This is a genomic window from uncultured Aquimarina sp. (assembly GCF_947495315.1).
Classification (GTDB): Bacteria; Bacteroidota; Bacteroidia; order Flavobacteriales; family Flavobacteriaceae; genus Aquimarina.
In genome coordinates this window covers 69,691-94,725 of the sequence record NZ_CANLYD010000016.1, presented here as the reverse complement: position 1 = coordinate 94,725, position 25,035 = coordinate 69,691, and the positions used below count along the sequence as shown (strand labels likewise).

General features: G+C 32.8%; 20 protein-coding genes. 7 read left to right on the top strand and 13 right to left on the bottom strand.

Annotated features, from left to right (window positions below):
• Window positions 1-199: 199 nt before the first annotated feature.
• The 3 genes from Q0910_RS22825 to Q0910_RS22815 all read right to left on the bottom strand — a co-directional run bounded on the left by Q0910_RS22825 (window position 200) and on the right by Q0910_RS22815 (window position 4,924).
• Window positions 200-1,330, bottom strand: coding sequence for a metallophosphoesterase family protein (locus tag Q0910_RS22825; protein ID WP_299221949.1), 1,131 nt, complete (start codon window positions 1,328-1,330; stop codon window positions 200-202).
• A gap of 189 nt (window positions 1,331-1,519) precedes the next feature.
• Window positions 1,520-2,947, bottom strand: a complete 1,428-nt coding sequence (gene sthA / locus Q0910_RS22820; RefSeq protein WP_299221947.1) for a Si-specific NAD(P)(+) transhydrogenase — start codon at window positions 2,945-2,947, stop codon at window positions 1,520-1,522.
• 6 nt (window positions 2,948-2,953) lie between these two features.
• Window positions 2,954-4,924, bottom strand: coding sequence for an adenylate/guanylate cyclase domain-containing protein (locus Q0910_RS22815; RefSeq protein ID WP_299221945.1), 1,971 nt, complete (start codon window positions 4,922-4,924; stop codon window positions 2,954-2,956).
• 204 nt (window positions 4,925-5,128) lie between these two features.
• On the opposite strand from Q0910_RS22815, the gene Q0910_RS28690 reads away from it, so the two are divergent.
• The gene (locus Q0910_RS28690; protein ID WP_366142700.1) at window positions 5,129-5,482 is read left to right on the top strand and encodes a DUF3307 domain-containing protein; all 354 of its coding nucleotides are present in this window, start codon (window positions 5,129-5,131) and stop codon (window positions 5,480-5,482) included.
• 9 nt (window positions 5,483-5,491) lie between these two features.
• On the opposite strand, the gene Q0910_RS22810 is transcribed toward Q0910_RS28690, so the two are convergent.
• The 6 genes from Q0910_RS22810 to Q0910_RS22785 all read right to left on the bottom strand — a co-directional run bounded on the left by Q0910_RS22810 (window position 5,492) and on the right by Q0910_RS22785 (window position 14,533).
• On the bottom strand, window positions 5,492-6,673 hold the full coding sequence (locus Q0910_RS22810) for an alpha/beta hydrolase-fold protein (RefSeq protein WP_299221942.1): 1,182 nt from the start codon (window positions 6,671-6,673) through the stop codon (window positions 5,492-5,494).
• 67 nt (window positions 6,674-6,740) lie between these two features.
• On the bottom strand, window positions 6,741-7,571 hold the full coding sequence (locus Q0910_RS22805; RefSeq protein WP_299221940.1) for an alpha/beta hydrolase-fold protein: 831 nt from the start codon (window positions 7,569-7,571) through the stop codon (window positions 6,741-6,743).
• Between the two features lie 10 nt (window positions 7,572-7,581).
• Complete coding sequence (locus tag Q0910_RS22800; protein WP_299221938.1) at window positions 7,582-8,718, bottom strand: ChaN family lipoprotein; 1,137 nt, start codon at window positions 8,716-8,718, stop codon at window positions 7,582-7,584.
• A gap of 191 nt (window positions 8,719-8,909) precedes the next feature.
• The gene (locus Q0910_RS22795; protein ID WP_299221937.1) at window positions 8,910-9,953 is read right to left on the bottom strand and encodes a SusE domain-containing protein; all 1,044 of its coding nucleotides are present in this window, start codon (window positions 9,951-9,953) and stop codon (window positions 8,910-8,912) included.
• Window positions 9,954-9,971: 18 nt separating this feature from the next.
• Complete coding sequence (locus Q0910_RS22790) at window positions 9,972-11,588, bottom strand: RagB/SusD family nutrient uptake outer membrane protein (protein WP_299221936.1); 1,617 nt, start codon at window positions 11,586-11,588, stop codon at window positions 9,972-9,974.
• A gap of 11 nt (window positions 11,589-11,599) precedes the next feature.
• On the bottom strand, window positions 11,600-14,533 hold the full coding sequence (locus Q0910_RS22785; RefSeq protein ID WP_299221935.1) for a SusC/RagA family TonB-linked outer membrane protein: 2,934 nt from the start codon (window positions 14,531-14,533) through the stop codon (window positions 11,600-11,602).
• Between the two features lie 641 nt (window positions 14,534-15,174).
• Here Q0910_RS22785 and Q0910_RS22780 point away from each other — a divergent pair.
• Entirely contained in the window at window positions 15,175-16,011 is an 837-nt protein-coding gene (locus Q0910_RS22780; protein ID WP_299221933.1) for a histidine kinase, read from the top strand.
• Window positions 16,012-16,017: 6 nt separating this feature from the next.
• Complete coding sequence (locus Q0910_RS22775) at window positions 16,018-16,743, top strand: response regulator (RefSeq protein WP_299221932.1); 726 nt, start codon at window positions 16,018-16,020, stop codon at window positions 16,741-16,743.
• A 259-nt stretch (window positions 16,744-17,002) separates the two neighbouring features.
• Here the strand turns inward: Q0910_RS22775 and Q0910_RS22770 are convergent, their stop codons facing one another.
• Together Q0910_RS22770 and Q0910_RS22765 are read right to left on the bottom strand one after the other, a co-directional pair.
• Complete coding sequence (locus tag Q0910_RS22770; protein ID WP_299221931.1) at window positions 17,003-17,230, bottom strand: (4Fe-4S)-binding protein; 228 nt, start codon at window positions 17,228-17,230, stop codon at window positions 17,003-17,005.
• 77 nt (window positions 17,231-17,307) lie between these two features.
• Window positions 17,308-18,894 (bottom strand): NAD(P)/FAD-dependent oxidoreductase, encoded by a 1,587-nt coding sequence (locus Q0910_RS22765; RefSeq protein WP_299221930.1) that lies wholly within the window; start codon window positions 18,892-18,894, stop codon window positions 17,308-17,310.
• Between the two features lie 258 nt (window positions 18,895-19,152).
• Between Q0910_RS22765 and Q0910_RS22760 the strand changes: the two genes are divergently transcribed.
• A complete protein-coding gene (locus tag Q0910_RS22760; protein WP_299221929.1) occupies window positions 19,153-19,899 on the top strand; it encodes an acyl-CoA desaturase in 747 nt (248 codons plus the stop codon).
• A 227-nt stretch (window positions 19,900-20,126) separates the two neighbouring features.
• On the opposite strand, the gene Q0910_RS22755 is transcribed toward Q0910_RS22760, so the two are convergent.
• Window positions 20,127-20,996, bottom strand: coding sequence for a DUF5694 domain-containing protein (locus tag Q0910_RS22755; RefSeq protein ID WP_299221928.1), 870 nt, complete (start codon window positions 20,994-20,996; stop codon window positions 20,127-20,129).
• A gap of 207 nt (window positions 20,997-21,203) precedes the next feature.
• On the opposite strand from Q0910_RS22755, the gene Q0910_RS22750 reads away from it, so the two are divergent.
• The 3 genes from Q0910_RS22750 (at window position 21,204) to Q0910_RS22740 (ending at window position 24,183) form a co-directional block, all read left to right on the top strand.
• Window positions 21,204-22,244 carry a histidine kinase gene (locus Q0910_RS22750; RefSeq protein ID WP_299221926.1) on the top strand — a complete coding sequence of 347 codons (1,041 nt, stop codon included), beginning with the start codon at window positions 21,204-21,206 and terminating at the stop codon, window positions 22,242-22,244.
• A gap of 18 nt (window positions 22,245-22,262) precedes the next feature.
• On the top strand, window positions 22,263-22,979 hold the full coding sequence (locus tag Q0910_RS22745) for a LytTR family DNA-binding domain-containing protein (protein WP_299221924.1): 717 nt from the start codon (window positions 22,263-22,265) through the stop codon (window positions 22,977-22,979).
• 481 nt (window positions 22,980-23,460) lie between these two features.
• Window positions 23,461-24,183, top strand: a complete 723-nt coding sequence (locus Q0910_RS22740; protein ID WP_299221922.1) for a hypothetical protein — start codon at window positions 23,461-23,463, stop codon at window positions 24,181-24,183.
• Window positions 24,184-24,281: 98 nt separating this feature from the next.
• Here the strand turns inward: Q0910_RS22740 and Q0910_RS22735 are convergent, their stop codons facing one another.
• Window positions 24,282-25,019 (bottom strand): YARHG domain-containing protein, encoded by a 738-nt coding sequence (locus Q0910_RS22735; protein WP_299221919.1) that lies wholly within the window; start codon window positions 25,017-25,019, stop codon window positions 24,282-24,284.
• Window positions 25,020-25,035 lie beyond the last annotated feature (16 nt).

The following is a 25,035-nucleotide window of genomic DNA, read 5'->3' as shown; positions in this document are numbered from 1 at the left end:
TCAATTTATCATATAGTTGTAGAATAAATTATTTAATAATGATAAATTTTATACTGCTATCTATATTTTCATTGTAAATCTAATTAGAAACATTAGATACTATTTTATTAAAAGTGACATCGTTTTACAAAAATTGATTTTTTTACAGCCAAATAGAATATGATTCCGGCTGAAAATCAAAAGGTATTACATCTTTTCACTAATTATTCTGATAAGGATTAGTATTCTTAGACCAAGTTAACATGGTACTATCTTGTACTTTTATAGGATTGCTAGGTACATCTTGATAGTAAGGGCTCCCTTTATCAAATCCTCTGGAAATAAATTGCACTTCTCCATTACTCATAATATTAATCGTACTATAACCAAAAAAGGCAGCTGGTCCTTTGCTTCCACCATTTCCTGCAATGATCTGGTAAGTGCCTGTGCCGCCTGGTTGCATACGCTGATAATCATGAACATGAGCAGATAGCATAGCTACAACTTCATTTTTTTGAAGTTCTGGCCAAAGAACTGGACCCTCAGGAAATCCCTTATGTCCGGTTTCTGGTTTACCATCCACATAATAAGGCTTATGTCCTAAAACAAAAATATGATCTATATCTGGATTCTGTTTGTATTGCTTAATTTGATTAACAATCCACTGTGTAGGTATTAGGCCTTCAAAACCATAAGGGTTTTCTTTAGTTAGTGGATTTGGTTGATTATAGGTATCCGTATTCATTACTACAAATCCTACATTATTACGCGCAAAAGAAAAAGTCATCTGATTCACTAAACTATCCTTTCCAGTGATATGGTTTCGATCAGCTGGCATATATGGTTTCATATATTTTATCCAAACAGGAGTAGAACCTGCTAAAGGGTATTCTTTATCATCACTTGTATTATAAAATAACATTTCATGATTTCCAGGAACAGCAACGAGCTCTATTCCAGAATCACTAATGGTACTAAAGGCTTTATCTTCATATAATTCTACCCAAGCTTTTAGCTGTGCATCTAAATTGATCGTATCTGATTCTGCCAGTACCAAATCACCCAAAAAGAAAAACAAAGACGGTTTCTGTTCTAGACTGGTCACATCATCAAATATCCTTTTTAATACCGAAAGATTCGCTGTAGAAGCATTTGTAGCATTATCATTATGCCAATCACCATATTGGACTCTATTGCAACCTACAAAAGAGAAACTAAACAAAATAGAATCTTTTACAACTTCGACATCTTCTGATGTGATTTGCTTTTTCTTATGTTGTTTATCACAACTACTAAAAGTAATAACTGCAGCTAGTAATGCTACAACAATACATATTTTGGATTTTATCATCTTATGAAGGTTTTAAGTGCAATAAATCTAATAAGATTAGATGATTTATCTATGCGTAAAAACACGTGAATTTTTATCTAATCAAACTAAAAAGTAACCGGTAAGATGAGTTTTTGATTAATTAATCTGGAGAGCTAATATTCTTTATAAACCTATATCTATTATAAAAAAATAAACTCTTTTCAAAAACTATATCACCTCTCCGGCTGTCTTTACCTTTTTACCTGCGATATTACCTAAACCATCATAACTGGCGTATTTGTATAAATCGTGTAATGTAGGATAATTAAACACTGTCGAAATAAGGTGATCCAGCGTTTTGTTCTCTTGTACTAATTGCATACCAAAGTGGATCAATTCTGTGGCAAAATGTCCCATAATATGAACACCTTTTATCACTTTAGATTTCTTATCAAAAATTAATTTTAAATATCCGTTATCATTATCTCCCATAATTTTCCCTCTAGCTGTGTCCCTAAAATAGCTATATCCTACTCCATAATCAATATTACTAGCTTTAGCTTGTTCTTCTGTGATCCCAACCATTGAGACTTCAGGAACTGTATAAATGCCATACGGAAAAACATCAGCCATAGATTCTAAATCTGCAGTATCAAACATATTCGTGACTGCCAGGCGTCCTTGTTCCATACTAGTACTAGCTAAAGCCGGGAAACCTATCACATCACCAACAGCATAAATGTTAGGGATATTGGTCTGAAACTTATCATTTACCAAAACCGTTTCTCGTTTTCCTGTTTCTAATCCAATCCCATCACAATTCAATCCTTTAATATTCCCACTTCTCCCTGCAGCGAATAAGAACATTTCTACATTAAGATATTCTCCTGACCTCAATTTTAACCTTAGTGGTTGCATTTCGTCATCAGAAATCTCAAATTCTACGACAGAATTATTAAATAAGATTTTGATTTCATTTTTTCGCATTTGCTCTACAAGTGCTTCGGATATTTCTGAATCCAGAAACCCTAAAATTTTATCATGATCATTCACGATAAAAGTTTTAACACCCATCGCACCAAAAATTGTGGCATATTCACAGCCAATTACTCCAGCTCCTAATACACAAATAGATTTTGGAAATCGTTTAATATTAAGAATAGAATCAGAATCTAATACTCGTTTATCATCAAATGGGATGTTTTCTGGATGATAAGGGTATGATCCTGTGGCTATGAGAATAAACTTCCCTTCGATAATCTGCTCTAGTTCTCCGGATATCTTGATATGTGTAGTATCTATAAAACTGGCAAAACCTTCAAAAACTTCTATTCCATGTTTCCTAAGATTATGTGCTACTGTTTTATGCATATGATTGGTCACAATATTTTTACGATATAAAAAATCGTGTACTCCTGTTTCCCTTCCTATTTGTTTATCCACACCAAATATTCCTTTCTGATATATTCCGGATAGATATAAGGCAGTCTCTTTTAGTGTTTTGGATGGTAATGTACCTGTCTGTACTCCTGCACCACCGTATCTACGTTCTTTTTCTATGATAGCCACTTTGTATCCAAAATATGCTGCTTTTGCTGCAGCTTTTTCACCGGCAGGCCCTGAGCCAATGACAATAAGATCAAATTTCTTTTTCATTCACTATTATTTGGTAATCATATGTGTTATTTCATCCCAGGAGGATGTTTTCTTATCTAAATAATTTTCGCATCTTTCAAAAAATATTTCAACCGCTCTGTCTTTAGGGTTTACTCTGTGTAGTTCCGAAAATATGACTGCTGCTTCTCTAATCTTTTTATTTTCTATAAACTTTATTCCTTTATTATAAGTTTTAAGATAGCTTAATTTTGTTTTTTCTCCAGGGCATATAAATTCATAGACTGATAATGTTTTCGTTTTCCCTTTCACTTTCACCGTATCCAGAAATCTATAATGAAATGACTTTTTATTTTTAAGTTTGGATAAGGTATGTTCAGTACCAATGACTTTCGCGTCATAATATTTGGTAAGACCTTCTACACGAGAAGCTGTATTAACGGCATCAGAAATAACTGTTGTTTCTAACCTATGATCATGGCCTATTGTTCCCAAAATTAGCTTACCGGTATGAATCCCGGTTCCTATTTGTATTGGAAGTGATATGTTTTTCTGAAGTCTTTGATTATAGGCCGAGATAAAGTCTTCAAATTCGAAAACAGTTTGTATCGCTGCATCAGGATTATCCGGGAACAATGCCATTACAGAATCTCCTATAAATTTATCTATAAAACCTCCGTTTCGTTGAATTATAGGAACAATTCCGCTTAGATATTCATTAAGAAAGTCAAAATTCTCCTGAGGACTTAATAATTCTGATATTTTAGTAAACTCTCTAATATCCGAAAAAACTACTGTCATTTCTCGTTCTACCTGATCTCCTAATTGTACATCCTCTATACTTTCTCTACCAAGATTCTGAAGAAATTCTTCTGGTACAAAACGGCTATTCGCTTTACTCAGGCGAAGTAATCTTTTATTAGCGGTGGCTAACTCTTCTGTACGTTCATCGACCTTTTGCTTAAAAAATTTTAGTCGAGAAATAACCTCATCTTTAAGAAAGGAAAAATTGCGAGTAAGACTTCCTATTTCATCGTCCGTACGAATCAATGGGTGTTCTGTTTCTAGCGTAAAGTTACTATCTACAAATCGTGTAATGTGTTTTGTGAGTTCTGTCAGCGGTTTCGTAATTTTTCTAGAGATAAGCGCACTAATCCATATACTCACGATCAATAATAGAAAAGAAATCACCCCAAAATAAATAGTAAGTTGTTTAAATTCTGCTTTTGCCCATTCCTCGGTGAACAACACAAGATTGCTAAAATCCTCTTCACAAATCGTTATCTTCTGATCTAGTTTCTGTTTTAAGCCAGAATTGTCCCGTATTCCAATACGTTGATCAAGTTTTACTAATTGAATAAACTTATTACGATATCCATCCAAATAATATAAGATTGTCTTTTTCCGAGCCTTAGATATTCTTCTGCTATTTAGAGTTTGTTGCCGCAGTTTAGTAACTAGTTCATTCAGTTTAGTAACATAAACAGATTCGTTACGCATGATATAATCTTTCTCATATCTTCTTAGAAAAAGAATGTCTTCTGTAGCGATCTCATCAATTTGCTCTAACCAATGCGCATCTTTTCTCATAGAGCCTTCCAAATTGAAGTTTTTATACCCTCTTGCCTGAATTTGTTCAATAAGCTCTAGAAAAACAGCATCAATTTCTGCGATATCAGATTTTATAAATTCGATCCCTCCTACTAATGCTGATTCTTCTTCAAAATCTAATTGCATCAGATACGATCTTGTACTGTCTAATAAGGTAAGGTACTGATCTAGGTATTGATTATCTCCAGTTTTAAAGAATTGAGGATCTCTGCTTGCGTGACTAAAAAAATCCTGCTGCGCTTTTGCACTTTTTAAAAGCATCACATAAGATTTCTCAATAGCTTCAGTTCGTTTTAATACAGTTTCTCGCTTTTGAAGATATGTAATAGAAAGCATGATAATCACAAAGCTAAAGCTGATGAAAACCAGAAACCAAAATAACAATCGATGACGGAAAGTACGAAACATCTGATAGTATTAAACTTATATATAACTAATGCACATTAGTGCATATTCATCTCATAAAAGAGTAAGTAGCTCACGATTTGGTTCAAAACTATTGATACTACAATATACTTAAGTTTACGCTCTTTTTGTGTGTTTTCGGCTACAATTATTAAAACTTTATGGTAACAATTAGGTTATAACAACCTGAATTGATATCTTTTAGCTATGATCTTTAGCTGGATTCTAATAGCGCACTGGATGGGAGATTTTGCATTTCAAACCTCTAAAATGGCTCTGGGAAAGAGTGAAGAACTGAAATGGCTATTCGTTCATGTTATAGTTTATACTATTACATTAGCGACATTTAGTGTTTTCTTATTTTCTATTAAAACTGCCATTGCTTACGTTTTAATAAATAGCTTTTTACATGGCTTCACCGATTTCTTTACTAGCAAACTCACAATGCGCTATCGAGAGAATCCTCGAATCTTTTTTCCTCTTTTGGGCTTAGATCAATTGATACATACGGTTACACTTTATATTACCTATTTACACATAGAAACAATATCATTTTTATAATTGACTATATTATTTCTTTGCCTTTAGGTTTTTTACTAACTTTAGAATTCTTTCATTTTTATGAGAATTTATTTCCAAAGATTTTTCAAAACTTATAATAGCTTCTTTATGCTTACCATCATTATTATATGCATATCCCAGCATTTCGTATGCCGTATGAGATAATGGGTAGTTACTAATATTTAAATCAAAAAGCTCATAAGCTTGTTCTCTCTCATTAGCATTAAACTTAGCCCAAGCAATCATATTTACTATATTCTCTGGAGGTAAGAAACTAACTCCTAAATCTTCAGACAATGCATCATAATGCTTAACGACATCATCTATAGTTATTGTAGCCGACATTGGTAATACATAGTCTTCAAAAACAAATCGAAATCCGTGATACAGACTTATTAAAGAAATGCTTTCATTACTTCCTTCATCAAAAATCTGAAATCTGATATTATTATGGGATATTCCATTGTTTTTAAGTGAGGTGTATAAATATTCTTGATTATTTCTGATGTCGACCATAGTACTATTTATATTTTCTATGTTATCGAAACCAGAAAAATAAAAACGTTTCTTCTTTATAGTATTGGTTAGTGTAGTATCTATAACGTCGATTGTAGATAGCTCCTCTTTCCAAAAACCAGAGTTTATAGCTACATAAGAATTGAAGATACTATTGTTTAGATATGCTTCTGTAACCAATAGACCATTGGATACATTACCTACTAAAACACTATAATTCTTAGTTCTAAAATTTTTATTGACTTCCGGGAGTAATTCTTTTTCAAGAAAATTAAGAAACTTTTTATCGTTCATCCGGATGTTTTGACGTATTATAAGTTCAGTCTCGGTTAGCACCTTATCTTCTATAAAATATTTTTTTCCATTATCATATGCAGGAATCCCTACAATAATCATTTCGGGTATCTGTCCTTCTTTGCTCATAACCTCAACTGTTGTAGTTGCATAATGCAAATGATAATCACTTTCTAATAGAAAAACCACCGGAAAACTCGAAGTAGTACTATTTTCATAGGAAGGAGGAAGACTCACTGTATAATGTATTTCTTTATACACCCACTCTGAAAGTATAGAATGTTCTGAGGTATTTAAATAGATTCCTTTACCCTCTTGTCCAAAAGTATGAATTGTGCTTAATAAGCATACAATCCTGAATATTATTTTATGTAGACACATATATTGTATTTATCTAGATTGAAAAGAAATAGTATTCATTCGCAATCTTTCTTGTTTTTCAATTTTATCATTCAATTTTATCATTCAATTCTAAAGCATCATACACATAAAGCAATCCATAATATAGACTCCTGTAAGCAGAAGTACCATGATTTTCATCTTCGAAATATTCGAGTTTTACATTAGAATTTGGAACTCCATGTTTTTTTAATGTAACACTAAAGAGTTCGTGAGCATTACGCATAGCGCTAACACCTTGTGGGTTATTTTTATAATTATCTGCACTAGAAATGTAAATAGGTTTATGTTTGATGTTCTTTACCAAATCTGGATGAATCTTTTTTACCAATAACTGAGAATCCCACCAAAAACTTGGATCGGTAGCTATATATGCATTAAATGAACTATTTGATACATAAGCATATCCTGCAAAAAGTCCTCCTAATGAATGTCCCGTAAGTATTCTGTATGAGTTTGTTCTGAATTTTTTATCTACTTCGGTTAAAAGTTCTTTTTCAATAAAGTCTAGAAAATTCTTTCCGCCACCACTTTCACTGCTAAAAGCAAGATTGGTAGGAGTAAGATCTCTGGTTCTATCTGTATTGGGTATTGCTACTATAATAGTTTCAGGTATTCTGTTTTCTTTACTTAAATACTCGATAAGTCCAGATGTATAGATAAATCTATAATCTCCATCAGAAAGTACTAACACTGGATAGTGGTTCTTTGTATTATCATATGAAGCAGGAAGATTAATAATATAGCTTCTCTTTTCTTGCAGAATTTCTGACTGAATAGTATATTCTGTTCCTATTTTGAGTTTTTTTGATTCCTGGGCAACTACGCTAAAAAGTATCATATAAATTGATATTTGCATACCTCTTATAATTTGTTTCATAAGAATATTATTATTTATTAATCAATGGTTCGTAGCGAGATTTTACATCTCCGTAGCTTCGTATTTGCATCCAATATTCATCAAAGTTATTAACCTCTCCGTGCCAATGTGGATCAGGAAGCTGTATTTTGGTTGCACTCCAATCTTTACCTTTAAAAAAATCAAGATCTATTGAACAGTTTTTCATCTTTTCAAATGGTACTAAAAAAATATAACCATCAAACAGTTGATCCAGTCTAAAACCTGGATAACAGATTGCATAAATACTATCATCCCTTAAGTTGCCTAAGGGCGTGTCTCGCAAATCAAAACCCACAGATTTATTATCATATAAAGCCACTATTTTTTCAATATTACCAAATGCTGGTGATAATAGAAAAGGAGTCTTATTAGGCTTGTTATAAAAAGGACCATGTAAGAAAATAGAGAAAACCTTAGAAGGGTATTTTTCGTAAAGTATGTTGCCCAGACTTCCATTCTCAAAAGTGCAAAAATCATCACTATTAGCAGATAAAGAAGCTTGTTGATATTTGGTAAAAGCGTGAGGAATTCCTACTAATAATAGGATTTTATCATCTTTTTTGCCTATTTCTTGATCCACCACTTTTGCTCTAAACATATTTGGGGGCCCTTTATGAAATACTTTAAGCATATTCTCTGGTGTTGGAATACCTGAAAATTCGCTCCAATCATATTGATAGCTAATATTAAGTATTCTAAATTTTCTAGAATCCGGCGGTAGACTTTTATTGAATTCCCAAACAACCTTATAGATATCCATATATTCCTTATAAGCCCAACCTACATTATAGAAGTACATTACATCTCTTACCAATTGCGCATTATATATTTCGGACTGTACTAATGAATCTACGACCGATTGTTTTTCGTAGGCACCAAATTCCATTCCTAAGGTATACACACCTGCAGTATATAATTCGGGTATTAATTGCTTTACAAAATCAAGATTATTTTTAATAGCATGGTCTTCTCCTAGAATTACGAAATCATAATCATTGAATTTTTTGATTACATAAGAAATTGGATCAGTACCTTGCTTTTTTAAATATGATACTTCTTCAGAAAAATTAACTTCCTGCCCACTACTTTTTACAAGAAATAGAAAAGTAATAATTATAAAAGTCACTTTTTTAAACATCTATAGTTTTGTAAAAGTTTGATATATGATCGTAACTTATTTTAAAAAAGGGGCCAAGTGGTTTTAGCCCCTTTTTAGTTGAAATGAAATAAAAACTAATTCAACACAAACAAACGGGCTTTATCTAAAACAATTAAAAGATGAAAACCTCACTTATATACTATCTTAATTTTAGTTGGTTAATTTCGTTTTAAACTGTATTCTAATGTTCTAGGATTAAAAATCACAGAATAGTCTCCAGCAGTAACCGGAATATTGTTATTTAATGTTCCTGGCTCTAATATCCCATCATTGTCTACATCACCATAATTTATATCCCAAAGATTATTGAATCGTATCTTTACGCTTCCATCAAGAAGTGTTACTTCGGCTTTCCAATTATCAAATAAAGGATCGTACATCAATGCCATATCTGGTCCATCTAAGCCATTCACAGTAGCATCTCCAACTAATCCCCATGAATAAGGTTCTACTGAATAGTTTAATGAATTTTCATTGAATACTATTTTATAGGTTCCAGCAGATATAATAATATCATTTCCTCCGGATTCTAAGGTGGTATCTGGTTCATTATCCCCATAATTTACATCCCAGGCATTATCAGCCCTTATTTTAATTGCACCATCAGTAAGATTCACATATGCAACAAAAGTACCTTCCGGATTATTTTCTTCGGTAGATTGATAAAATGGCATATCAGGTCCATCCCAACCGTTTATAGTAGCACTACCCACTAATCCCCATCTTGATGATAAATCCAATGCGGATGCATACGGTGTAACTGTTAGATTACTTACATCAGAAAACCAACTAGTATCCCCTGATAGTACTGTTTCTATTTTTACAAAAAGTTCTGATGCTTCTCCAGAATTAGCTCCCAAATTAATTAGTATTTGATTCAGCTCTGAAGTAGTAAAAGTTGTGGAAAAGTTATTCCCAACTGCTTTTATTTCAGCTGAACTAAAATCTCCATCTTCTAAATCAAATAACAATTGATACCCTATAGATCCTGAATTATATCCAAAATCTGGTTCTTGAAAAGTGATTGTTAATACTTCTTCGTCCTCATTATTTCTATCCAATACGATAGTATTCATAGACAAAATTGCAGCTCCGGTTGATGCTGTAGGAGAAATTGTTATTAGATCATCATTATCTTCACATGATATAGCGAATATCGATGCTATTAATACGATAACTATTTTATTATATATAATTTTCATGGTTTTAATACTATTTAGTTAATAGCCAGGAGTTGGAATCAGGTTAGGATTTGCATTAAGTTCTGCGCTTGGCATTGGATACACATCTCTGAATTTCTCAGTAGTTCTCCCTGCTGCTATATTTCCTTTCCAAGGCCATATTCCCTGATCAGAAAATTGTCCAAACCGAATCAAATCAGTTCTTCGGTGACACTCCCAATATAATTCGCGGGATCTTTCATCTAATAAAAAATCTAAATTTAAATCCGCTGTCGTAACATTTCCACTAGCATCGCCATATGCACGCTCCCTTAGATCGTTGATATATCCAATTGCAGTGCTTGCATCACCTCCTCCTCCTCTAAGAAATATTTCGGCATACATAAGATAAGCATCTGCTAATCTAAACATTGGGAAATTGACATCTACGTTATTTCCTGACGCATCAGAACCGATATCACCATTCACATCTACATTACGATATTTGGTTACTGCATATCCCTGTCTAAAATCAAATGGATTCTCTATTTCTAATGTTTGACCACTGGTATGAAACATTGCTCTTGTATCTGTATTTCCGGATATATCGTCAAATTTTTCAACAAAAGCACTGGTACTCCTAAGGCCGTCCCATCCAGAGTTCACTCCGAAATCAGCGGGATTCATATCTCCACCGATGGAAGCATGAACTAAATATGTTGCTCCCCCAAAAGATCCATTAGCAATTCCATCAAAAAGTATTGGATATATAATTTCAGCTTCTGCTCCATTACGATCATTGTCTGCCAGGAATAGATAATTATAATTAGATACTAAACCATATCCGCCATTAATGATTCTATTCGTATACTCAAAAGCATCTGTATACCGTTCTGCACCTGTATACACTTCTGCATTTAAGTACAATTTTGCTAATAACATCCATACAATACCTTTATCGGCTCTACCATATTCATTCTGACGAGGATTTGGTAATCTTGTTTCAATATCTAACAGTTCGGATTCTATATAATTGAACATATCCATTCTGGACATTTGTTCAGGAAAAAAGGCTCCAACGGGGTCATTCTCATCGACAAAAGGAACATCTCCAAACATATCAATTCCATGCCAATAGCTAAAGGCCCTCATAAAACGTGCTTCATCTCTAAACCCTGCAATTTCTTCTCTTAATGTAGCATCTACATTCCCTCTTTCATCAAGTAAACCAGGTTCTGTTTCTCTTAAAAACTGATTAACCAGTCCTACCTGAAAATAAACTCGTGCATACATTGCGGTTATGAATATATCAGAAGATGTCCATACGTGATTGTGAATATCATGAATTGTCTGATCATTCCACGCAATAATAGATTCATCAGTTGCTAGTTCCTGAGTTGTAAATAGCAGACGTAAGTAATTCGAGAAATTACCATTGATTCCTGCAATGTCATCAAAGTTTCCACTGGTATCCTGTCCAGTCAAAGAAATACCACCATAAATCTTAGCTAAAAACTGTTTATAGGCTTCTGGGTTTTCAAAAGTAACCTCTGATGTTTGAGCGCTTAATGGTTCTAAGTCTAGTTCATCAGCACAAGAAGCTAAAACCAATAGCATCAATAGTATCAGTCCAGTAGAGATATTAGTGAGTTTATTTAATATTTTAATTGCTTTCATGTTCATTTTTTTTAAAAGTTCATATTAGCTCCAAACACTATGTTTCTTGGTCTTGGAAAGAAATTATTATCGATTCCTCCTGGAATTTCAGGATCAATACCATCATAACCAGTGATGGTAAAAACATTTTGCATTGTTAACTGTAGTCGTAAACCGATTTTATCATCCTTTATCAGATCCTTGAAATCATATCCCAAGGTTATATTATCCATTTTTAAAAAAGACGCATCTTCTAGGTAATAATCGGATAATAATTGGTTGTTTCTAAAACCTGTATCTAATATAGAAACGTGAACATTTCTATTAGTTCCCAAAGAATGTAATCCAAACTCGTTTCCTGTAGAGGATGCTACATTGTTGTAGACATAGTTTCCTATACTTGCTCTCATGGTAAAACTCAGGTTCCAATTTTTATAACTAGTACTAGAAGACAGACCAAATAAATAATCTGCGGCTGGGCTTTCATTTACGTATAAATCCCCTGTATTTATAACCCCATCTCCATTTATATCTTCATAGACACCTTCTAAAGGTCTTCCGTTGGTATCATACACTTGTTTGTATAAAAGAAAAGATCTTTGTGGAGAACCTACTCTATGTATTTGTACTGTATTTCCAATACCTCCTGCAATAAACCCTGTTGGAACACCTATAAATGAAGGATCATCTACAATATTCAGTTTTACAATTTCATTGGTGAGATACGACGCATTAAAACTCACATTCCAGTTTAGATCTTTTTTCCTGATGATATCAGAGCTTATAGTGAACTCAAAACCACTATTCTCTAAATCCCCAATGTTTGTTGTTAATTGGTTAGTGAGATTTGTTCCTGATGGTATCGGGATTAAGTTTAATACATCATTAGTTTCTCTAGTGAAATACTCTATACTTCCAGAAATTCGATTTTTCAGAAAACCATAGTCTAAACCAATATTGTAGGTTTCGGATTCTTCCCATTTTATGTTTTCATCATATCCTTGTGGACGTACTGTATTGTAAAATGTACTACCTAACTGGTATTGTTGATTATCAGCACCATTTACGTATACAGGTAAATATCCAAAATCAACACCGATTTCCTGCTGACCAGTCTGCCCATATCCTAGCCTCAGTTTTAAATTGGAAATGGTTTTAGAATTTTTTAGAAAATTCTCTTCAGAAATATTCCATGCCAGTGCAGCTGCATAAAAATTACCCCAACGATTGTCTTCACTAAATCTAGAGGACCCATCTGATCTGTAACTTAAAGTTAAAAGGTATCTGCTATCATAGGAATATCGCAATCGGGTAACATACGATTCTAATGCATTTTGTGTAGCAAAGCTATTTTCTATAGGCGCTCCTACTGTTGGCGTACTGCTGTTATAATTTTTTCTATAAAACTTCTGAAACGTATGCCCTGCTGTCAATTCAATATTACTGTGTATACTTTCAATTTCCTTTTTATAGTTTAAGAACAAATCAACCAATGTACTTCTTCTGATACTTCCGTAATCACCTACTGTTCCTTGAGAAAGAAATCCTGATGCAGAAGACGCTGGTGTATTCGTTTTACCACTTACTTCATTATAATCAAACCCAAAATTTATATTAGCATTCAGTCCTTCCAAAAATGGAGCATTATAGTCAAATTTAATATTCCCTAGAGCCCTCTCTGTTTCTGCAGTATTCGTTAACTGTTGTAATAACCCAACAGGATTTCTGGGAGCTAATGGTTCGGGATTACCATTGGGTTGCAACCATTCCCAATACCCACCATATAGATTAGATCCACTAAACACAGATTGGGTCGGATCAAATTGTGCCGCTGCTCCTAAGGCTCCTCCATTTGCAAAATCATCCTGAGTAAGTGCTCCACGAATATTTAGATCTACAGACAAACTATTATCAAACAACTTCTGAAGCAGATTTATAGAAGCAGAACTACGTTCGAATTTAGATGTTTTCACAAGGCCTTCCTGGGTGGTATAGCCCGCAGAAACTCTATACGATGTACTGCCAAAACCCTGTGTAAGAGTAAGGTTAGTATCCGTACCTATTGCTTCTTGAAAGATTTCATTCTGCCAATCTGTATTACTATTCCCTAATAACGGTAGAATTAATGCTGCGTTTTGACTATTAGCAGCTACTTGTCTATATTCATCGGCATTGAGTACATCCGTTTTTCGTTGTACCATTCCGATAGAACCTATAGTATTTACCAGAATTTTAAAAGGAGAACTTAATTTTCCACCTTTAGTTGTAATCAAAATAACACCAGCAGAAGCTCTGGATCCATATATAGCGGTAGATGATGCATCTTTTAATACTACAAAACTTTCTATATCATTAGGGTTGATAGCATTAAGAGCTGATACTCCATTACCTCCTGTTGTTCCCTGATCTATAGGCACTCCATCAATTACTACTAATGGACTATTATTTGCTGATAAAGAAGAATTACCACCTCTAATACTAATAGTTCCTGCTTGTCCAGGTCGTCCTCCTGGTGGAATTACATTAACTCCTGCAGTTTTACCTGTAATTAATTGTTCTGGAGAAGAAATTGCTCCTTGATTAAAATCTTCAGAATCTACTTTTTCTATAGCTCCGGTAGCATCTTTTACGGTTGTTGTACCGTATCCAATAAGAACTACTTCATCTAATGACGCTGCATCTTCTTCCATTGCAATATTAATAATAGTAGCGTCGACAACTACTTCTAAATTCTTAAACCCTAAATAAGAAAAGATTAATACATCTCCGGTAGTTACATCAATATGATACTTACCATCGAAATCTGACACAGCTCCATTGCTTGTTCCTTTAATAAGGACATTAACTCCAGGAATAGGATTACCGGTAGATTTTTCTGTAATGATACCACTAACCTCGTTTTGGGCAAAAACCCCAAAAGAAATAAAAGTGACTAAGAGTAATACTAGTTTTTGTTTTGTTTTCATACATTAATTTTGTTCTAATAGTTTAAATTAAATAGCTAGTTAAGCGGTAGGTTATTTTCATATGATTTGGGAAGCTTATTTTTATCTTATAATTCTTCAATCATTGGATATGTGGTTATGATTATATGTTGCTTATACAGAAACAACCTGTCTTTAAGTAAAAGCATAGATCTTTTGTGCTAATTGTTTGAATATGAACACATATTATCAAAAATGAATAGCTTCTGAAAATTGATTGAACAAACAACAGCATAGAGCAACCAAAAGCAGCTTGCTGACATTATTTTAACTTCTCAATGCTTTTAAGAATTATAACGGAATTCGTAAGCAATAAACTGTTGTTTATGCACATATAGCTGCTTTCTGTTATGAGTCTTAGTAAAGAGGTAATCACTTTAAAAATTTATTCATACATTTCGCTTCCAACCCGAATAATGATAGATTTTTTTTACAGCAATCAGTTACGATATAGAATACCCAGACATATTCTATATTGGCTATTTTTTAATTTGTTTTTTGTATTTATCTGGTCGCGTACCACCAATAATTATGAGATACATCTTATGGTACAGGGTTTACTATTTCCTGCTAGAATCCTAGTGGTTTATGTTTCCCTCTATGTATTGATACCCAAATTTTATTTGAAAAGAAATTTATTTGTATTTGGTGTTAGTTATACCATCTGGCTACTCTTAGTAACTATTTTTGTACAGAGACCTATCTGGGGAATCAGTAGACCATTTTTATTTCCTGATTGGGAACATTATAATATGTTTGATATAACGGAAATTATGAGAAACTTTTTTGAAATAAACCGTGCAGCTATTATTCCATTAATATTTGTTTTTGTTAGATTTTATAATAACGAACAAAAAAGAACTTTAACATTAGAAAGAGAACAGTTTAAATCGGAATTAACTCAACTTAGAAATCAAATACATCCTCATTTTTTGTTTAATACATTAAATAATCTATATTCTTTGATTATTAAAAAATCTGATGACGCAGAAGATGCGCTTATTCGGTTATCAGGATTGATGAGATATATGTTATATGAAGCTAATGTGCCTAAAGTACCATTATCAAAAGAAATAGAATATCTAAGAAATTATATTGATCTGGAGAAATTAAGACTTAATAATACGAATACTATTCATTTTACAACTAGTATGAATAAGGATAGTAAAATAGCTCCATTTATACTTATGCCTTTTGTAGAGAATGCTTTTAAACACGGAATTAGTAATGATAAGGTATCCACTATAGAAATAAGTATTATAAGTGATAAGGATATATTAACTATGACGGTTTACAATACTAAAAAAATAAACTCCACTAAAAATAAAGATGAAGAAACAGGTGTTGGTTTGGTTAATGTACAAAAACGCTTAGAATTACTATATAAAGATAAATATGAGCTGACGCAAAATGAAACAGTGTCATATTATGAGATAGTATTAACATTAAATCTTATTTGATATAAAATGAATACCCAAAAGATAAGATGTCTTGTTGTAGACGACGAACCGCTGGCAAGAGATGTAATAGAAAACTTTATTTCACGTATTGATGATCTGGAATTAATTGCCAAATGCAGCAGTGCTCATGAAGCTTTTAATGTACTTCATAAAGAAGATATAGATCTCATTTTTTTGGACATACAAATGCCTGAGATTACCGGAATAGAGTTTCTTAAAGATTTATCTCCTGCACCCACAGTTATTTTTACTACTGCCTACAAAGATCATGCTATAGACGCATACAATCTGGATGCCATTGATTACCTTCTAAAACCTATAGAGTTTTCTAGGTTTTTAAAGTCTGTTAACAAAGTATATCGTCAATCAAAACCAATACCGGAAACACGTACTGAAATACAAAATAACATCCTAGAAGATAAACCTTATATATATCTTAAGGTATTAAAAAAGATGCAGAAAATATATCTTAAAGATATTCTCTACATAGAAAGTTTAAAAAGTTATATTAAAGTTAAAACAACTACAAAAGAAATCATTGCCCATAGACCCATATCTTCCATAGAAAGTATACTTCCAATTGATAAATTCCTTAGAGTTCATAGATCATTTCTAATCTCAGTGGATCATATTGATGCTTTTTCTCCAATAGAAATAGAATTAAAAGGAAATAAAGTTCCTGTAGGTAGAAAATATAAAGAAACGGTTAAAGAAGCATTGGGGTATTTTTAACTCTTAAAACCTTAATTATCTTAAAGAACATTTTAAACCTAGACGATGTTAAAGTATTAAAGAAAAGTCAGCAAAAAACAATGATTGGCAGTGGATCTCCCCTGCCTTGTCCTTTTGCACTACCTTGTGATCCAGGCATGATAGAATACATCTGTGAATGCTATCATCCTTGGGAGCTTTAAAAAAAACATAACGCCTGAAGTCACTTTCAGGCGTTATGTTTATATTATAAATACGAAGACATTCATAAAATCCAATATTACTTAGTATTCATATAATAACTTAATGCTCCGGACGGACAAGCATCTATTTGACTTTTCAATGCCTCTGTTGCTGCTTTTTCTGGTCGAATCCATGGTTTTTCGTTAGGTTGGTATACTTCTGGTAGTGTTTTTACGCAAACCCCTGCATGAATACATTTTCCAGGTTTCCAGACGATTGTGAGCTCTCCGTTTGTATATTCTTTTCTTATATCGTTTGTTTCCATATATAAAGTTTTAATAGTTAATTCTAAAGATACATAATTCTTCTAGTATTATAACTGTGCGGTCTTAACCTAACAAACTATCGAAATATCTTATTCTTAAAGTTTTTGCGCATAGCAGCTGATGCCGTTACAACACCAGCAAATAGAGCTCCTCCAACACCAGCTGTAACAATATCTTGACCAGTTAGGTACAAACCTTTAATTGGAGTTCTGGGTTGTAAAAACTTCTGACGAAAACGTTCTGGAGTATGATCGATCCCATAAATCTCTCCCTTTTCATAATTTACAAAATGCTGAGTACTCAGTGGGGTAGAAAGTTCATAATGATCCACCTGTCCCTCTAGATGAGGAAGTTGTTTAAAAAGTTCTTTCATCAATCGCTGGGCAATCTTTTCTTTCCAAGCTTCATAGGCTTCTCCTCTTTTCATCCAACGCGTATCTTTCCATTGAGAAACCGTTTCATAAGGAACAAGTGTAATGATATCGATTGTACTTCGACTGGGGTATCTATTAGACCAATCGGGATCTTTGGCAGACGGAAAGGAAACATATACCACAGGAAACGGAGCTTCTTCATCCTTTAGGTATCGATCCACACAGGTATCATGATCACCATCTTCAGGATAAATCCAAAAATTTGTTTTAGGTAATTTTAATTCTTCCGGAGAGCTCTTAAATCCCATATATAAACAAGCATGAGAAACAGATGGTGTCACTTTCTGTAGCTTTTCGTGTAATTTATGCTTAACACCTATAGCTTCAGGAATCAACCTTTCGAAGGTATTAAAGATTCCTGCTCCACTAATGATCGTATCAGCATAAAACTCTTTTCCATCAATCATTTTCACTCCTTTCGCTTTATCATTCTCGATAATCACTTCCTCTACAGTTGCATTTATTAATATCGTACCATCAGCAGCTGCGATGACAGGATCGATCGTATCTACTATTCTAGAAGACCCACCAATGGGAAAGTTACCTCCTCCAAAATAATGTCTGGCTACAGAAGCGTGCATGGCAAAACTACTTTGTTTTGGCGGTAAGCCATAATCACCATATTGTGCAGATAATACTTTAATCAATTCTTCATTTTTGGTAAGCCTGCTAAGCACCTGATAGGTAGTTTGATCCGCATATTTTAAATACGGTCTTTTTAAGAACCCACCGATCAGAAAACGTAGAAAACCTGGTAATGCTTTTTCTTTATAAAAAGAACCCATTACTTTATTAGCTTTAAAAACCAAGTTTATATAGCTATCAATAGCCTTCTCTTCTTCAGGGAAATAACTAACTATCTTATTTCTAAAATTCTCAACACCCTTTACAAAATCATACGATTTATCGCCAATAATAATACGATCATATACCTCGCCCATATCAGCCCATTCTAGCTTACTATCAGACACATAATCAAATAGTTTTCGTATAGGACTATTCTCCTGTTGTACACCTCCTATATAATGAATCCCAACATCCCATTCGTATCCTTTACGCTTAAATACATGTGTAAAACCACCAGCTGTATAGTGGCTTTCCAGAATAAGCACTTTCTGCCCTTCTTTAGCCAAAATAGCTCCTACAGTAAGACTTCCCATTCCAGATCCAATAATAATTGTATCATAACTTTCTTCTAACTTCGGACGTTGTTTATAGGATTGAATCATTTTGTTTTAATTGGTTAGTGTTGTTTCTCAAATCTAAGAAGATTATGATTGTAATTTAACTCGATGAAAAGTTATTTTCGCTAATCTCTACATAAAGATAGTACTATAGAAAATATAACTACAATATAACCATATCCATCTGGTATATATCCGTATTTTTGCGGTGTTCTTTTCTAAGTAGCCAAAATAGTCAGCATTGGATATTTAGTTAACATGTTCACAAGTCAAAATAATTACAAACTCAACATCATATTAAAAATGGCGATTCTAATTTTTATGCTTGTATTATGGTATACAGGTTTATTTTTTCAAAGTTTCTTTTTACACAGATACGCAGCACATCAGACATTCACTATGTCTAATTTTACTGAGAAAGCATGTTTTTTTCTTACTTGGGTGTGTCAGGGATCTAATTATTTAAGTGCTTATGGTTATGGGGTGATGCACCGCATGCACCATGCTTTTGTAGATACAGAAAAAGATCCACATTCTCCTAAATATGATAGTAATATGTTTAGTATGATGTGGCGTACCAAAAATATATATCAAGACATTAATAATGAAAGAATTTCGCTGGATACAAAATTCACCAAAAATACTCCTCAATGGAAATCTTTTGATGCTTTTGCAAGCTCCAATTTCTCCAGGATTGCTTGGGGTTTAGGTTATACTGTATTCTTTTATTTTTTTGCTTCGGCTTGGTGGCACTGGCTGTTTCTGCCAGTAGCTTTCTTTATGGCACCTATACACGGAGTCATTATTAATTGGTTTGGGCATATCATTGGATACACCAATTTCAAAGTTGATAACACTTCTAAAAACCTATTACCAATTGATTTCTTGATGATGGGCGAAGGCTATCATAACAATCATCATAAACATAGTGGTAGAGCTAATTTTGGTGGTGTGCGATGGCATGAAATTGACCCTACTTATTATATTATGCTACTGTTAGATAAACTACGCATCATTAAGTTAAAAAAGAGTGCCGTTACTATAAAATAATTATGGGTATTAGTTATACCATTTGCACATTTAATTTACTGTAATAAAACAGAAATGAAGCTATCCGAAAAGCACAATATTTACAATACTGTCACATTGAGCGAAGTCGAAATGTACTGAAAACCAAGGGCAGTTATTTCTCGACTCCGCTCGAAATGACAGAGAAATCTACTTTTTAGACAGCCTCATTTTTGTTTATTATTAATCTGATGTTTTTCTATACATCATTACAAACTACTAAACTCTATAAAATCATACTCTGGTGAGTATTCGAAAAGATGTCTTAGTACAGACGCGTGTCCGTTACCTACAATTACGAGTATTCTATCTTCTTCATTTTGATCTATTTGCTGAATTTTTCTAAACATCCTTAGATTTCGGTTATACCACCATATTGATAAAAAATCTGCACCTCTATAATCGTCCAATTTAAAATCACCTACTAGATAAGCTCCATAATTATTCATATGACCTTCTATGGTATTCATATATTTAATATAATCCAGTATTTTCACTTTGGATGGAAATTGGGTGGATTCATCAAATGATTTTTGTACCATCTTAGTATAAGGATCATCTGACTTAAAATCATATCCTTCCGTAAGTTCTTTCATCATTTCGGGATACTTCTTTTCTAAATCTGAACTAAAGGTAGTAGCATCTATAGAGTAGATTTTATTATGCTTCAGGTCATTTGCTATACGCATCCCAACCTGATAACTTTCATTTCTCACATCTCTATGTTTTCCTTCTCTATATTCTTTATACTCTTTGTCCATCCCCCAATCTTCTTTTGCCTCTATAGCCACTTTGGTAGGCTTGAACCGTTTTATATATGCTACTAATTCTTCAACTTCCGATTTTTTAGGCTCTTTTAGCACATCAATTTTATCATCTTCATTTGTTTTGGTATAATCCAACCCTGGATATGAAAAATGAAAAGTACCAACCACCAATACTTTTGTTTTCTGTTTTGGATAATAGCTTGCATATGGTTTCAGGATTCCTTCATTTTCCTTTGATACTTCTTGCGCGGTCATTTTGGTAGTAAAAAAGACTGCACTGATACTAACGAGTAATAATAGACTGTATTTCATTATATATGATTTATTAAATTCTATACAATGTTATTGTCTTATCACAAAAATTATATGAGTTTTACACAAACACCCATTATCACTATGCCAATAATAGTTATTATAAAACATTAGTATTTGTTGTACCAAAATAGTAGGTCATCCCATAAAAAGAATTGTTCGTACTAATTAACCAAAACAGTACCCTTTTAAAAGTAATTTTGATATATGAATACAAAAAAAGAAGTTCTATATAATGTACTAATTATACTAACAATCATAATTCTTGATGTGATTGGCGATTATATAATTTTTGATAAAGATATTTTTGCTTTAGACCAACGTTTATTTCTATTTACGATCACATTCACCATATCATTACTTATTGTATATGTTGTAAACTATGTCTACAGTGCACCACGCTTTTTGTTTAAAAAAAAGTATATCCAATACTTCTTCGCATTTATTGCTATGATTCTGTTGTTCGCAGGAATACGATTTTTATTGGAAGAAGTAATTCTATATAATATTACTGGAGTACATAATTACTTTTTTGATACTCCTATATCAAAACTTATAAGTAATTATTCGTTAGATTCATTCTATTATACGTTGCGCGTTTGTTTGGTAAGTGCTGCTATATGTTTATTTTTTAGGTATAATGAAAATAAAGAAGAAATACATCATTTACAGATTGAACAAGAAAAAGCTAAACTCTCCGTGCTAAAATCACAGATAAGTCCTCATTTTCTATTCAATACATTAAACAATTTCTATGAAGAACTGTATGATGACAAACCGGAAACTGCTAGTGATATTATGAAGTTATCCAAATTATTGAGATACGTTACCTACGAAACTAATGAAGACTTAGCTTACTTACATAAAGAAATAATATTTATCGAAGATTACCTCTATTTCTTTAAACGCAGATATGAAGATAATTTTCATGTATTACTACATATTGATGGATTTATCCATAATCAAAAAATACCTTCCCTCATTTTAATACATTTTATAGAGAACGTTTGTAAACACGGTATTATCAACGACAAGAATCGTCCGGCCAGTATATCTTTAATTATTAATGAGAATACATTAGAATTAAAAACTAAAAATCATATAAACACCTCGGATACGTATACAGAACCTGGTATTGGAACCAAAAATATTAAGCAAAGACTTGAGGTAATATACAAGGATAATTATATCTTGGAACATCAAAAAGATGACAACCAATTCGAGACATATTTAAAACTTGAACTCTAAGTTTATAATACTCTAAAAATGAAGGATATATTCACTTGTGTAATTATTGATGATGAACCGGCAGCTATTCGGTTATTGGAGAAGTATATCGCCAAGGTTTCTTTTTTAGAAGTAAAAAACACATTTACTAATCCTTTAGAGGGATTAAAGTATTTAGAAAGCGAACCTATTGATTTGGTCTTATTAGATATACAAATGCCAGAAATAACTGGGATACAATTATCTAAGATTATTGACAAAAAAACTAAAATCATTTTCTCCACTGCTTATCCTCAATTTGCCTTAGACAGCTATGAAGTAGCTGCAATAGATTATCTTCTAAAGCCTATCGAGTTTGAACGTTTTTATAAAGCAGTATCAAAAATAAAACTAGGTAATACTACAAAAGCCTCTGTCGATAGTACTATTACGGATGATTTTTTCTTTTTTAAAACAGATGGAAAAAACAAGTATGCTAAGGTGTTTTTAAAAGATATTAGGTACATAGAAAGTCTTAAAAACTATATAGCAATCCATCTGCAGGATCAACAAATTATTACGTATAATACGCTAAAACATTTTAAGGAGACCTTACCTGAATCTAGTTTTATACAGATACATAAATCCTATATCATCTCTATAAAACATATTGATAAAATTGACAATGATTCGATCTGGATTCATAAGCAAGAACTTCCTATTGGGAACACCTATAGAAAATCCTTTTTTGAAACCATTGGAAATCATCAATTTTAACGAACTTTGGTTCTTTTATGCAAGGATCTATAATCAATAACTCGCTGTACCAAATCTCAAATAATCAACTAATTAATTCCGAATAAAATATTTCGATGTAGATCATATTTTATGCATGCTAATGCTAAAATGGAATGGTAACAAAATGATCCTCATCAAAAAAGGTCAACAAACAAAATGTTAATCTTTTATATTTCTTTCCTTATTTTAGTTCAAAAAAATGTAGCAAACCATCTCTTCCCTCTTTATCCATAGGGTTTACACATCATATTCATTCATAAACACGAAGTCTAATCACCCCTAGCTAGATTAAAATATAAACTAGGTATTAAACGTGTATGAAATGGGATATCTCCCCCTATTTAACAGCGTTAAAACTGGATACATTTGTCACAGCAGTTGCCTTAATATTCTTTCTTGCCGGCAGATATGAAAAAATGACCAACTCAATTATTAAATATTAATTATAAAATTAAAACAAATGAAAAATTTAAGTAGCCTAAAGATATTCGCATCTTTAGTTGTAGGGGTTTTATTCGTAGTATCCTGTGAGAAATCGGATGTAAACACAGAAACTGAAGAAACAATCGAGGAAGGATTCAAAAGTAAAACGGGTCGAAGCGGTGAAATACTCAAGGATGTAGAATCCAGTACTAACCGACCTTTATTACACATGCATTTTGACGAAAATGTGAGTATGGAACAAGCAAACCTTAAATGGGATCAGGCTGTGAAAGAATATATCAGTAAACAACCAATTCAGGATAAAGCTTTCAGTACAGAATGGTTCTATAGAGTTTGGACCTTTACAGGCAATCAGAGCAATAACGATACTGATGGTGATGTAGGTACTTATGTTCGATTTACAACCAGTGCAGGAACCTTCAATCCTCCGTTCAACTGGATGGACAACTTTGGTGATGATCGAGAAGGCGGTTGGGATGCATATCTATTTAAAACTTCATTTCCGGATCGTGCTGTAGAATGGGTTGAAGTAGATGGTGCTACGCTGTTCCTAAAAGGACAAGATGGATGGTTTGTTACAGATTTCGTAATACAATTATGGACCAGTGATCAAACTTTACCAGCAACCGGTTTCTCTGGATTTTGGGCAAATCCAAATATATGGTTAGACAGTCCAACTGATGATAGCTGGGACAGCTTTAATAGTGGTAATACAGGGAGCGGTAGAATAAACTTTTAAGTAACGCTTTCTGATTTAAAAGTGTGATTTTTTTGTAACGGTCTGCTGCTTATTGCGCAGGCCGTTTTTTTATGAATATTTAAACTAAAGAAGGTTTATTATCCTGCAATCATATGCTCTTCTAATCGTAATTTTTCACCATCAAATCTAAAAATCCAGGTAGAATTGTACTCACTTTCAGAATAGTAACTACTGCCATATTGAAAAGGTTCTGTCATAATCTCTGAGTGTTTTATATCTCCTGTACTAAGGATTACTTCACTACCGTTTATTCTTAAATCGGTAATACGAACCAAAAATCCATTATCTATGGATACTTTGTATATAGCAGTATCTTTATACCAATTAACATCTTTAAGATCTATTTTAGAAAAAATACCATTTAATTCTTTAATTGCACCTTCGAGATTCTCGTTATCTGATAATGCATCATCCATAAAGAGGTTAATAGTTATTGTGTCCTTTTGTTTCAACACTCTTTTTAATTCTCTTAATTCGCTAAACAGTCTTTGTCTTTTCTTTTTAATTCGGCCTTCAGCCGCTTTAAAAATGGCAATATTGGCGTTTTCTACTGGATTAAGGCTTACTTCTGCTGGATTGTTATAATCCGGTTGATACCATAAGTATTCCTGAAAGAATTCTAATAGACGCTCATCCTTAAAAATATACTGATGTCTTGCAAAAATCTCATTTCGCAATAGTTGTAGATCATACAAACTATTTTTTGCAATGTCTTTTGTCGTGTATGTAATTGTATCACAAGCTGAACAATCCTCTAACTGAGCTTGTACATTGATTGTAATTAGTAAAAGGAAAAAGAGTATTGTATTTTTCATAAAAGAAGAGATTGGT

What these genes read in the sequence shown, in the direction of transcription:
- Q0910_RS22825 (WP_299221949.1), bottom strand. Translation starts at nt 1,330, where the DNA reads ATGATAAAATCCAAAATATGTATTGTTGTAGCATTACTAGCTGCAGTT.
- sthA (WP_299221947.1), bottom strand. Translation starts at nt 2,947, where the DNA reads ATGAAAAAGAAATTTGATCTTATTGTCATTGGCTCAGGGCCTGCCGGT.
- Q0910_RS22815 (WP_299221945.1), bottom strand. Translation starts at nt 4,924, where the DNA reads ATGTTTCGTACTTTCCGTCATCGATTGTTATTTTGGTTTCTGGTTTTC.
- Q0910_RS28690 (WP_366142700.1), top strand. Translation starts at nt 5,129, where the DNA reads ATGATCTTTAGCTGGATTCTAATAGCGCACTGGATGGGAGATTTTGCA.
- Q0910_RS22810 (WP_299221942.1), bottom strand. Translation starts at nt 6,673, where the DNA reads ATGTGTCTACATAAAATAATATTCAGGATTGTATGCTTATTAAGCACA.
- Q0910_RS22805 (WP_299221940.1), bottom strand. Translation starts at nt 7,571, where the DNA reads ATGAAACAAATTATAAGAGGTATGCAAATATCAATTTATATGATACTT.
- Q0910_RS22795 (WP_299221937.1), bottom strand. Translation starts at nt 9,953, where the DNA reads ATGAAAATTATATATAATAAAATAGTTATCGTATTAATAGCATCGATA.
- Q0910_RS22790 (WP_299221936.1), bottom strand. Translation starts at nt 11,588, where the DNA reads ATGAAAGCAATTAAAATATTAAATAAACTCACTAATATCTCTACTGGA.
- Q0910_RS22785 (WP_299221935.1), bottom strand. Translation starts at nt 14,533, where the DNA reads ATGAAAACAAAACAAAAACTAGTATTACTCTTAGTCACTTTTATTTCT.
- Q0910_RS22775 (WP_299221932.1), top strand. Translation starts at nt 16,018, where the DNA reads ATGAATACCCAAAAGATAAGATGTCTTGTTGTAGACGACGAACCGCTG.
- Q0910_RS22770 (WP_299221931.1), bottom strand. Translation starts at nt 17,230, where the DNA reads ATGGAAACAAACGATATAAGAAAAGAATATACAAACGGAGAGCTCACA.
- Q0910_RS22765 (WP_299221930.1), bottom strand. Translation starts at nt 18,894, where the DNA reads ATGATTCAATCCTATAAACAACGTCCGAAGTTAGAAGAAAGTTATGAT.
- Q0910_RS22760 (WP_299221929.1), top strand. Translation starts at nt 19,153, where the DNA reads ATGGCGATTCTAATTTTTATGCTTGTATTATGGTATACAGGTTTATTT.
- Q0910_RS22755 (WP_299221928.1), bottom strand. Translation starts at nt 20,996, where the DNA reads ATGAAATACAGTCTATTATTACTCGTTAGTATCAGTGCAGTCTTTTTT.
- Q0910_RS22750 (WP_299221926.1), top strand. Translation starts at nt 21,204, where the DNA reads ATGAATACAAAAAAAGAAGTTCTATATAATGTACTAATTATACTAACA.
- Q0910_RS22745 (WP_299221924.1), top strand. Translation starts at nt 22,263, where the DNA reads ATGAAGGATATATTCACTTGTGTAATTATTGATGATGAACCGGCAGCT.
- Q0910_RS22740 (WP_299221922.1), top strand. Translation starts at nt 23,461, where the DNA reads ATGAAAAATTTAAGTAGCCTAAAGATATTCGCATCTTTAGTTGTAGGG.
- Q0910_RS22735 (WP_299221919.1), bottom strand. Translation starts at nt 25,019, where the DNA reads ATGAAAAATACAATACTCTTTTTCCTTTTACTAATTACAATCAATGTA.